The sequence below is a fragment of the Flavobacterium psychroterrae genome, assembly GCF_018380615.1.
Taxonomy (GTDB): domain Bacteria; phylum Bacteroidota; class Bacteroidia; order Flavobacteriales; family Flavobacteriaceae; genus Flavobacterium; species Flavobacterium psychroterrae.
The window spans coordinates 86182-97952 of sequence record NZ_JAGYVZ010000003.1 but is presented as its reverse complement, the minus strand read 5'-3'; the positions used below and the strand labels follow the sequence as shown (position 1 = coordinate 97952).

At 33.1% G+C, this 11771-nt stretch carries 11 protein-coding genes; all 11 read right to left on the bottom strand.

Features of this window, described 5'->3' with window-relative positions:
- Positions 1-351: 351 nt before the first annotated feature.
- Positions 352-1125 carry a Bax inhibitor-1/YccA family protein gene (locus KHA90_RS04405; RefSeq protein ID WP_213295841.1) on the bottom strand — a complete coding sequence of 258 codons (774 nt, stop codon included), beginning with the start codon at positions 1123-1125 and terminating at the stop codon, positions 352-354.
- 142 nt (positions 1126-1267) lie between these two features.
- On the bottom strand, positions 1268-2659 hold the full coding sequence (locus KHA90_RS04400; protein ID WP_213295838.1) for an NADH-quinone oxidoreductase subunit N: 1392 nt from the start codon (positions 2657-2659) through the stop codon (positions 1268-1270).
- A 64-nt stretch (positions 2660-2723) separates the two neighbouring features.
- A complete protein-coding gene (locus KHA90_RS04395; protein ID WP_213295836.1) occupies positions 2724-4163 on the bottom strand; it encodes a complex I subunit 4 family protein in 1440 nt (479 codons plus the stop codon).
- 10 nt (positions 4164-4173) lie between these two features.
- Positions 4174-6057, bottom strand: coding sequence for an NADH-quinone oxidoreductase subunit L (nuoL, locus tag KHA90_RS04390; protein ID WP_213295833.1), 1884 nt, complete (start codon positions 6055-6057; stop codon positions 4174-4176).
- A 6-nt stretch (positions 6058-6063) separates the two neighbouring features.
- Complete coding sequence (nuoK, locus tag KHA90_RS04385) at positions 6064-6384, bottom strand: NADH-quinone oxidoreductase subunit NuoK (protein ID WP_017494599.1); 321 nt, start codon at positions 6382-6384, stop codon at positions 6064-6066.
- Complete coding sequence (locus KHA90_RS04380) at positions 6384-6923, bottom strand: NADH-quinone oxidoreductase subunit J family protein (RefSeq protein WP_213295829.1); 540 nt, start codon at positions 6921-6923, stop codon at positions 6384-6386. Before KHA90_RS04380 ends, nuoK begins: the two co-directional genes overlap by 1 nt.
- Entirely contained in the window at positions 6924-7469 is a 546-nt protein-coding gene (locus KHA90_RS04375) for a NuoI/complex I 23 kDa subunit family protein (RefSeq protein ID WP_059114695.1), read from the bottom strand.
- 164 nt (positions 7470-7633) lie between these two features.
- Positions 7634-8692 carry an NADH-quinone oxidoreductase subunit NuoH gene (gene nuoH, locus KHA90_RS04370; RefSeq protein ID WP_213295826.1) on the bottom strand — a complete coding sequence of 353 codons (1059 nt, stop codon included), beginning with the start codon at positions 8690-8692 and terminating at the stop codon, positions 7634-7636.
- Complete coding sequence (locus KHA90_RS04365; protein WP_213295824.1) at positions 8692-9723, bottom strand: 2Fe-2S iron-sulfur cluster-binding protein; 1032 nt, start codon at positions 9721-9723, stop codon at positions 8692-8694. The genes nuoH and KHA90_RS04365 overlap by 1 nt, the downstream gene beginning before the upstream one ends.
- A 93-nt stretch (positions 9724-9816) precedes the next feature.
- On the bottom strand, positions 9817-10386 hold the full coding sequence (locus KHA90_RS04360) for a hypothetical protein (RefSeq protein WP_213295821.1): 570 nt from the start codon (positions 10384-10386) through the stop codon (positions 9817-9819).
- Between the two features lie 13 nt (positions 10387-10399).
- Positions 10400-11770 (bottom strand): NADH-quinone oxidoreductase subunit NuoF, encoded by a 1371-nt coding sequence (gene nuoF, locus KHA90_RS04355; protein ID WP_213295819.1) that lies wholly within the window; start codon positions 11768-11770, stop codon positions 10400-10402.
- Position 11771: the final 1 nt, after the last annotated feature.

The following is an 11771-nucleotide window of genomic DNA, read 5'->3' as shown; positions in this document are numbered from 1 at the left end:
GTCGTTAGTTGCGAAGTTTTTTGAAAGTATTTTTTTATTTTTTTCAGAAGTACTTTTTCGTTTTTTTTAATTAGTTTCTTCCAAAATCGTAAGAAATAACATTGACAAATTGTATTTCTTTAATAAAAAATGATTAAATTTTGATAGAAAGAAATTTGAATCTTTTAAAATATGAATATTCTATTGGAGATATTCCAAATATGCGAATAAAAAATAATGGGATATATTTTAGAATTCGATTGGATGTGAAGTGGCTAGCTTTTTAGTTGAGAAGACAATGGAATTTAAAGAGCATAAAAAAAGCCTTTTTGAAAATATCAAAAAGGCTTCGTATGTATTGTTAAAAAAATATTAATTCTTGCTTGATAATTTAGATAATAATCTTAAGAATTCAACGTACAACCAAACTAATGTAATCATTAATCCCATTGCGCCGTACCATTCCATGAATTTTGGCATTCTTTCCTGAACTCCTTTTTCGATTTGATCGAAATCTAAAAATAAGTTTAAGGCTGCTATGATAATTACAAAAACACTAATTCCTATACTCATCATTCCATTTCCATAATGAACAGGAGTGAAATTAAAGATCAAAGAAGCTACCCATGAAATTAGATAATAAGTTGCAATTGCCAAGGTAGCTGCAATAACTACAGATTTAAATTGCTCTGTAACTTTTACAATTTTAAATTTATATAATCCCAGGCAAACTAAAAAAGTTACCAGTGTTGCGCTTACTGCATTAACTACAATTCCCGGATACATAGCTTCAAAAATCGCAGAAATCCCTCCAATAAATAATCCTTCAAATAAGGCATAACCCGGAGCTAAATACGGTGAAAGATGTGGTTTGAATGCTGAAATTACAACTAAAATTAGTCCAACGATAGCACCACCAATTGTAGGTAACATTGCATTCATTCCGTTAAATGCCATCCACCATGTTAACATTGCAGATCCGCATAATATTAAAAACAAAATAGCTGTTTTATTAATTGTACCTGACAAAGTCATTTCCTGATTGTAATCAATAATTTGAGTCTGGTGTACTTCTTCAGCTTTTGAAACAGCATTTGATGAAAAACGTTTGTTGCTTAAAAATGGATTTTTAGAATTGAAGTTCATAATAATATTGGTTTTAAAACTCATCAAATATAATCGATATTTTTTGATGTGCCCGTAATACTATGGAATTTTTAACAATTACGACCAATAAAAAAGCCATCAATAACAATTGATGGCTTCTATATAAATTATGAAATTGTTTTTAATTTAAAAGATCTAAAACAAGTGATGGAAATAAACCTAAAACAATATTTAAAGTAATTGAAATTACTGCAACTGCATAAATAAGGAAAGGTTTTCCCGTGCGTTCCTGATTTGGTTCTTTAGAATACATTGCCAATATTAATTTGAAATAATATCCAACACTAATAATCGAGTTTATCACAGCAACAATTACTAAAGCAATATATCCAGCCTGAATAGTTTGATTAAACAAGAATAGTTTAGCAAAAAATCCGGAGAAAATTGGAATCCCGGCCATTGACAGCAATGATGCTGTTAAGATTGCCGCTAACAAAGGATTTGTTTTTCCTAAACCGTGAAAATTCGTAATATCTTCGTTGTCTTGGTTTTTACAGACATATAGTATAACACTAAAAGCAGCTATTCCGGCTAATGCATAAGCAGCGGCATAATACAATAAAACACCTGCTGAAGTTGCAATAGTTAATAAAGTCATCAACATAAAACCTGCATGTGAAATTCCTGAGAACGCCAGCATACGTTTTACATTTACCTGACGTAGTGCCATTATATTTCCTACGGTCATAGATGCGATAGAAATAATAACGATAATATTTTCAAAAGTTCCTAAAAGATCCTGATTGTCTAAAGAAGGCACAAGATTTAATGCCGAAACTAATTTATAAAGTGTTGCAATTGCTACAACTTTAGCCAAAGTACTCATTAATGCAGTAGTTAAAGCTGGAGATCCTTCGTAAACATCCGGAGCCCAAAAGTGAAAAGGAACTGCTGCTACTTTAAATAACATACCAATTATCATTAAGATCATTCCAATTGGAAACCAGATTGGCAATTCGGCAGATAGAGAACTTTCGTGAATTTCCGCAACATCAAAACTTCCCATTGCTCCATAAATCAAACAAATTCCAAATAAGATAATCCCTGATGCAAATGATCCCATCAAAAAGTATTTCATACCTGCTTCGTTACTTTTTAGATTTAATCTTTCACTTGCAGCTAATATGTAAAGCGCAATTGATAAAATTTCGATTCCCAGGAAAAACATCGCTAAGTTCCCAAAAGAAACCATAGCAACCCCACCAGCTAATAAAAAGATTTTTATAGCAACAAAATCTGAGATCTTGGTTGGGTGATTTTCGTAAAAATTATGACTTAATGCTACTAAGAAAATAGTTATAATAATAAATAGTGATGAAAACGTAGTAGAGAACTTGCTCACTGTAATCATGTTATTATAGTAACTTGCTGTTGATCCAAATTCGTAATAGTTGATTGCCAAAACGCCCAATAAACCAAGAATGGTAATAGGAACAATGGCCTTTCTTAAATTAAGAATTTCAAACAATAGGCAAAAAATACCCAATCCTGTTATAGCTATTAATGTATTCATTTTTGTTTTTTTGATTTAGGAAATCTCAAACTAATGATGCCCTAATTTATTTTTATTTAAAATATTAATTTTTATTGATAACGTTTAGAATTGTCTCTAAACTTGGAGTAATCAAATCTGTAATTGGTTTTGGATAAAATCCGAAGAAAATTAAAACCGCAATAATTACTACAAATGAAACTCCTTCATTAATAGAAACATCTGCAAAAGTTTTAGAGTTTGTTTCTCCTAACATTACATTTTGAAACATTTTAAGCATATAATAAGCTCCTAAAATAATAGTTGTTCCGCCTAAAACAGCAAACCATATATTAATTTGAGAAAGACTATACAAAACAGTAAACTCTCCAACGAAGTTAAAAGTACTCGGTAAGGCTACTGAAGCCAATACCAAAATTAAAAACATAGAAGTAAATTTTGGTGATTGCGTGCGAATACCACCTAATTGTGAAATTTCTCTGGTTTCATATCTTCTATAGATAACTTCAGCAGCGAAAAATAATCCAACTACTACAAAACCGTGAGCAATCATTTGTAAAACAGCTCCGCGGAAACCATCAATTGTTAATGTATAAGTTCCTGCAGCAATTAATCCAACGTGTGCTAACGAAGAATAAGCTAATAATTTCTTTAAATCCTTTTGTCTTAAAGCTACAATTGATCCGTAAATAACTCCGGCAATTCCTAAAGCAATGAAAATATTCATGTATTCTTTTGCAGCCAATGGAGCAAGAGGCAATTGCCAACGAATTACACTATACAATCCCATTTTTAACATGATACCGGATAAAAGCATTGTTCCAACGGTTGGTGCTTTTTGGTAAACATTTGCTTGCCAGGTATGGAAAGGAATAATTGGAATTTTAATCGCATAAGCGAAAAAGAAAGCTAAGAATATCCAAAGTTGCTCAGAAGCTGATAAATTTAATTTGTATAAATCTTCAATCATGAAACTGCCTGCTTTTGTATATAGGTAAATAAAAGCAACAAGCATGAATAAAGATCCTGCAAGAGTATAAATAAAGAATTTAACCACTGCCTTTCTACGTTCTTCCGCATCACCATTACCCCAAATAAGGGCAATAAAGTAAATAGGAATAAGTGCTAATTCCCAAAAGATATAATATAAAAGACCATCTGCTGCAAGAAAAGTTCCTGTCATAGCAAATGCCATAAATAAAATTAAAGCATAAAAACCTTTAGCATTTTTATATTCATTTCCAAAAGAAGAGAATATAATAATTGGCGTTAAAGCCGCAGTCAATAATAGCATTGCAATTCCTAATCCATCTGCATTAAGTGCAAATGAAATTTTAGGCTGATTGATCCATGCACTGACAAAACTGATACTTTCGCCTGCGTAAAAATGATTTAGTAAAACAATTGAACAACCTAAAGCTACCAAACTAAAGAACAAAGCTACTTTAGATGCTAGTTTATCACCAGCAAAATAAGTGACAAATGCACCAATTAAAAGAATAATTAATATAAGAGAAACGTTCATAGTTGTAAAATTATTTAGCTAAAAATATATAGGAAACAATGGCGCAAAGACCCAAAACAAAAGCAAACAGATATAATCCGATACTTCCGCTTTGTAATTTTCTACCTTGAAAACCTATTTCATTGGTTACTTTTCCTAATCCGAAAACAAGTGCTGATAAACCTGTTTCAATAGTGTCTCTAAAGAATTTTGATAATCCGTTAATAGAGCGAACAAATATTACATCGTAAATTTCATCTACATAATATTTGTTGTATAAAACTTTGGTCAAACCTGTAATGTTTTCGTCAGCTTCAGGAACGTTGTCTTGTTTAAAGTATTTAATGTAAGCAATTAAAATACCTAATAATCCGCCTAAAACTGCAACTCCCATTAATGTATATTCTGTAGTTCCTAAATGATGTTCTTCGCCAGCCACTTTTGTGAAAAGCGGCGCTAAATATTCATTTAACCAGCTATTTCCAGGCAAACTAATTAATCCGCCAAAAGTAGCCAGAATTGCTAAAATTATAAGAGGAAAAGTAATCAATGCGCCACTTTCATGTAAATGATGTTTTTGCTCTTCAGTTCCTCTGAAATCTTTAAAGAAAGTAAGGAACATCAATCTGAACATATAAAATGCAGTCATGATTGATGCAATAGAACCAATAACATATAAAGGAATACTGTGTTCGAAAGCCGTTAATAAGATTTCATCTTTAGAGAAAAATCCTGAGAAAAACGGAATACCTGAAATGGCTAATGATGAAATCAACATTGTCCAGAAAGTAATAGGCATTGCTTTACGCAAACCACCCATTTTACGCATATCCTGTTCTCCGTGTAAACCGTGAATTACAGATCCTGATCCTAAGAACAAACAAGCTTTAAAGAATGCGTGTGTGATTACGTGGAAAACAGCAACTTCATAAGCACCAAGTCCTAACGCTAAAAACATTAATCCTAATTGAGAAACGGTAGAGTAGGCTAATACTTTTTTGATATCTGTCTGAACTAAACCAATTGTTGCAGCAACTAATGAAGTCACAGCTCCAATAATAGCAATAACAGTTTGAACATCCGGAGCTAAATCAAATACAAAATTTAATCTTGTTACCATAAAGATACCAGCTGTAACCATTGTTGCAGCGTGAATCAATGCAGAAACAGGAGTTGGTCCAGCCATCGCGTCTGGTAACCAAGTATATAACGGAATTTGTGCTGATTTACCACAAGCACCAATAAATAAGCATAAAGCAGCTAATGAAAGCAACGGCAAATTCAAGTTTGTTGCGCCAACAATAGCAGTTTTTAAAGTTGCATAATCTAAAGTCGAGAACATTGAACCAATAATGAACATTCCGATTAATAAACCTAAATCTCCAATTCTGTTCATGATGAAAGCTTTTTTTGCAGCATCATTGTAATCCTGGTTTTTATGCCAGAATCCAATTAATAAGTACGAGCAAAGTCCAACGCCTTCCCAACCAATAAATAAAACTAATAAGTTACTTCCCATTACAAGCGTAATCATGAAGAATACGAACAGATTCAAATATGCAAAAAACTTGTGCATATTTTCATCATCGTGCATATAACTGATAGAATATAAGTGAATCAATGAACCAATACCAGTTACAAAAAGCAACCAAAGTAATGATAATTGATCTAATAAAAATCCAAGATTAATATGTAAATTACTGAGCTGAATCCAGTCAAATAAAGTGATTTGAATGACTTGTTTTGTTTGGCTGATTTGATTGAAAAAGAAAAGTGTAACGACAAAAGAAACTACTACCGCAGCAGTTCCAATAATTCCTGAAACAGTTTTTCCTAAGCTTTTGCCAAAGAAAACATTGATTAAAAATCCTAAAAAAGGAGCTAATACTAAAACTAAAGCTAAATTGGTATCCATTTCCATTTATCCTTTTAAATTTTTTAAATTATCGATACTAATCGAACCTAAATTTCTAAAGATCGAAACTAAAATAGCCAACCCAACTGCAACTTCTGCTGCAGCAACTGCCATCGAAAAGAATACAAAGACTTGTCCTTGTGCGTCTTGATGATAAGTTGAAAAAGCAACAAATAAAAGGTTAACAGCATTCAACATGATTTCGATAGACATGAAAACGATAATAGCATTTCGTCTGTACAATACACCAAAAATACCAATACAGAAAAGTACAACACTTAAAAAGATGTAGTTTTCAATACCTATTTGATTTAATATATTACCCATTATTTATTTAATTTTTCTTTTTTAGACAATAATACAGTTCCAATCATAGCTACTAAAAGCAAGATCGAAGCGAATTCAAACGGAACCATATATTCGTTCAATAATATTTTACCCAATACCTTAATCGACTGGAAATCCTCGCCAGTTGAATCATATTCTCCAACAATTGGTTTAGAATTTATGAAAATGGCAATCAATACAACACAAATCAAACAGAAAGATACAATTGCGCCTAAACGTGTAATTCTTGGTCTGTGTACATCTCGTTGTTCGTTCAAATTCATCAACATGATCGTAAACAGGAACAAAATCATAATCGCTCCAGAGTAGACTATAATATGTACGATAGCCAAAAATTGAGCATTTAATAATAAATAGTGACCAGCAATAGAGAAAAAACAAATCACTAAATAGATAGCACTATGAATTGGATTTCTGCTAAAAATAGTCAGGAAAGCGGTGATTACAGTAATAAACGCTAAGAAACAAAATATAATTTGTACAGTTGTTGCGTGTGCAAAATCAGGAATATGTATCATTTAATTAGCATTATTAAGTTGAGCATTTTTGATCGCCACATCAAGAGGCATCACTAATCTGTCTTTTCCAAAAATGAAATCTTCTCTTTCATAGCTGGAAGGAACCAATACCTTTGAAGTCGTCAAATAAATGGCGTCTTTCGGGCAGGCTTCTTCACATAGACCACAAAAAATACAACGTAACATATTGATTTCGTATATCGAAGCATATTTTTCTTCTCTGTACAAATGTTTTTCGTCAGCTTTACGTTCAGCAGCTTTCATTGTGATAGCTTCAGCCGGACATGACAAAGCACATAATCCGCAAGCGGTACAGTTTTCACGACCTTGTTCATCACGTTTCAACTGGTGTTGACCGCGATAAACCGGACTCATTTCACGCACTTGTTCAGGATAGTGAATTGTCACTTTTTTTCTGAATAAGTGTTTAAGTGTGATAAACAATCCTTTCACAATCGCCACAAGATACAATCGTTCCCAAAAAGTCATCTCTTTATTTGAGACCATCTTCTTTCTACCCGATAATGATATAGTTTCTATTGACATTTTTTAATGTATGATTTACGATTCTTAATTTGAGTTTAATTCAAATCTATAATCTGTTTTATTTTTAATTTGAAGCTAATCCTGCTATTCGCTATATCTTTAATTTTTCTAAAGAAAAAAAATTAAAGGATGCCGCTTCTATCAGGGCTATGACTTAAGGAGTATTAAAACCCGAAATATGCTGCGATTTGATGTCTTAAAATAACAACTCCGGTAATCATGATATTAACTATTGAAAGCGGAATCAAAATCCTCCATCCTAAATGCATTAATTGGTCATATCTAAATCTTGGAATTGTCCAACGAACCCACATATAGAAAAATATAAAGAAACATACTTTAGCAAATAATGCTACCATTCCTAAAACGTTTCCAATATTTACACCAACATTTTCTACCATCCATTGCATTCCGGGATAATTATATCCTCCAAAAAACAATACAGAAATAATAGTTGCAGATGTAAACATACTTGCATATTCAGCAAATAAATAGAATCCCATTTTCATGGATGAATATTCAGTATGATAACCTCCAATTAACTCAGATTCACATTCCGCCAAATCAAAAGGAGTTCTGTTTGTTTCTGCAAATGAACAAATCAGGAAAATTAAGAATGATAAAGGCTGATAGAAAACATTCCAGTTCATTCCTTGTTGCTGTAATGAAATTTCTTTTAAGCTCATAGTTCCTGTCATCATCAATAGTGCAATCATTGATAATCCCATTGCAACTTCATAAGAAACCATTTGCGAAGCTGCACGAACAGCCCCCATCAATGAGAATTTATTGTTAGAAGCCCATCCACCAATCATAATACCGTAAACTCCAACTGAAAGAACTCCAAAAATATACAGTAAAGCAATATTAATATCAGTTGCCTGAAGAATTACATCTCTGCCAAAAACATGAAGTTTATCTCCCCAGGGAATTACAGCACTTGTCATTAAAGCAGTACTCATGGCAATTGCCGGTCCTACAACAAATAAAAATTTGTTAGGCGTATTTGGGAAAAATTCTTCTTTCGAAAATAATTTCATACCATCAGCAAGAGGTTGCAATAATCCTCCCCATCCAGCACGGTTAGGCCCTACACGATCCTGAAGAAAAGCCGCAACTTTACGTTCAGCCCAGGTAGAATACATTGCCATAATCATCGTTACGGCAAAAACCACAACAATTACAACACTCTTTTCTATAATAAACGCACCATCTACCATCATTAAGAATTTTTGTTGTTAGTGTTTAATGGAATCTCAGCCATACTAATTTTTTTACGGTCGATATCTCTACCTTCTAGTATTGTTTTTTCTGTATCAATTATTACTTTCTCTAATTTTTGAGTGTAATTGTTTTGGTTGATAACAGAATCTTTTTCAAATTCTCTTGGTCCTTCAATAACCCAGTCATTCACATTTTTGTGATCAAAACGACAACTGTTGCAAATGAATTCCTCTACTTCATGGTACTCATCTTTACGACCAGTTACACGTTGAATTTCTCCTCCAAACATCCAAACAGTAGTTTTTCCACAACATCCTGGAGTTGTACATTCTCTGTGTGCATTGTAAGGTTTGTTGAACCAAACTCTTGATTTAAAACGGAAAGTTTTATCAGTCAATGCCCCAACAGGACAAACGTCGATCATATTTCCTGAGAATTCATTGTCGATAGCTTTAGAAATTCCAGTAGAAATATTAGCATGATCTCCACGATCTAATACTCCGTGAACTCTGTTGTCCGTCAACTGATCTGCAACTTGTACACATCTTTGACATAAAATGCAACGGTTCATATGTAGTTGAATATGTGGACCAATATCTTCTGGCTCAAATGTTCTTTTTTCTTCAATAAAACGTGATTTTGGGTTTCCGTGCTCAAAACTCAAGTTTTGAAGATCGCATTCACCAGCCTGATCACAAACCGGACAGTCTAATGGGTGATTGATTAACAAAAATTCAGTAACAGATTTACGGGCTTCGTTCACACGATCCGATGATTTACTGTTCACTTCCATTCCGTCCATACAGCCTGTTACACAAGATGCCATTAATTTTGGCATTGGTCTTGGGTCAGCTTCACTTCCTTTTGCCACTTCAACTAAACAACAACGACATTTACCGCCGCTGCCTTTTAATTTTGAGTAATAGCACATGGCTGGCGGAACTAAATCTCCACCAATCATACGTGCAGCTTGCAGGATCGTTGTTCCTGGCTCTACGTCTATACTTTGACCGTCTATGGTTACTTTCATTTCTTTATGATTTGAATGTTGAAAGTTGAAATATTCAAAGGAGTTTCCATTCTTTTAACTATTAACTTTATAACTTTCTGCTTTATTTTTTTACTATTTGAAATGCTCATTATATAATTCTATAACCTCTTCTATTTGATTGACTTTGTAATAATTACTAGAGTCCATCCATTTTTGATCTAGTTCTGGGTAATCCTTAATTTGTTTGGAAAGCCCTTTTTTTAGATTCATTGAATTCAATTCTGTTAAATTGTTGTCCTTGATAATAAAATATTTAACACTAGCATAATAACCTAATACTCCACCTGAGTTGTTTAAATATACTTTATAATAAGATAATTTACCCCTTATAATTTCATGATAAAAATAATTTTGATCGATAATACTCACAAAATTATAATTTCCATTTTTTGTCTCTTTAATAAAGAACGACTTGATTTGATTTGGTTTAAATTTTAACTTCTCACCATTCTCTGTAATAACATTTATTTTATTTCTGACCGTTTGAGGGTCAAACTTTTTCGAATCAAATAAGATAACAGGAATGTCAAAGCTACATGTTATAGTGTCATCGTCATTTGTTATATAATATCCTTTGTAGTTTTGGCTGTAAAAGATTGTACTTATAAAGCAAAATACTAAAGAAAAAATTATTTTATTCAATATGGATTAATTCTTATACAATCATTTTACCGCCTACTAAATGCTTTACTTGCGAGAAAGGTTCAGTAACAAAGTGATCTCTATTTTTTATTTTTTCAGGGAAACGAACGTGGTATTCAAATTCATCTCTAAAGTGGCGAATTGCTGCTGCTACTGGCCATGCTGCTGCATCTCCAAGCGGGCAAATCGTATTACCTTCGATTTTACTTTGAATGCTCCATAATAATTCGATATCTTCTTCACGGCCCTGACCGTTTTCGATTCTCCACAATATTTTTTCTAACCATCCGGTTCCTTCACGACAAGGCGTACATTGTCCGCAAGATTCATGGTGATAGAAACGAGAAAAATTCCAAGTGTTTCTTACTACACAAGCAGTATCATTATAAACGATAAATCCTCCTGAACCTAACATCGATCCGGTCGCAAAACCACCATCACTTAAAGATTCGTAAGACATTAATCTGTCTTCACCATTTGCAGTTTTAAAAATTAATTCAGCTGGCAAAATTGGTACTGAAGATCCTCCGGGAACAAATGCTTTCAAAGGTCTGCTCGAAGACATTCCTCCCAAATATTCATCAGAATTCATGAATTCGTCAACACTTAATCCTAATTCAATTTCGTAAACTCCCGGATTTTTTATGTGTCCTGAAGCTGAGATCAATTTAGTTCCTGTAGAACGACCTATACCTATTTTAGCATAATCATCACCAGAATTGTTGATAATCCATGGCACAGTTGCAATAGTTTCAACATTATTTACTACTGTAGGATTTGCCCATAATCCTGAAACTGCAGGAAATGGTGGTTTGATACGAGGATTTCCTCTTTTACCTTCTAATGATTCGATAAGTGCAGTTTCTTCTCCACAAATATAAGCACCAGCTCCACAATGAACATATAATTCTAAATCGTAACCTGTTCCTAATATATTTTTTCCTAACCAACCGGCTGCTTTAGCTTCGGCGATCGCTCTTTCTAATATTTTGAAAACCCACATATATTCTCCACGAATGTAGATATATGATAAGTTAGCGCCTAAGGCAAAACTTGAAGTGATCATTCCTTCGATCAATAAGTGAGGAATAAATTCCATCAAATAACGATCTTTGAAAGTTCCCGGTTCAGACTCATCGGCGTTGCAAACTAAATGTCTTGGTTTTCCTGATTTTTTGTCAATAAAACTCCATTTCATTCCGGCTGGGAAACCTGCTCCACCACGACCACGAAGACCTGATTTTTTTACTTCTTCAACAACTTCGTCTGGCGTAAGTGTTTTTAAAGCTTTTTCTACAGAAGCATAACCACCATTTTGGCGATATACTTCGTAGGTTTTGATACCCGGAACATTGATTTTATCTAATAATATTTTTTGTGACATA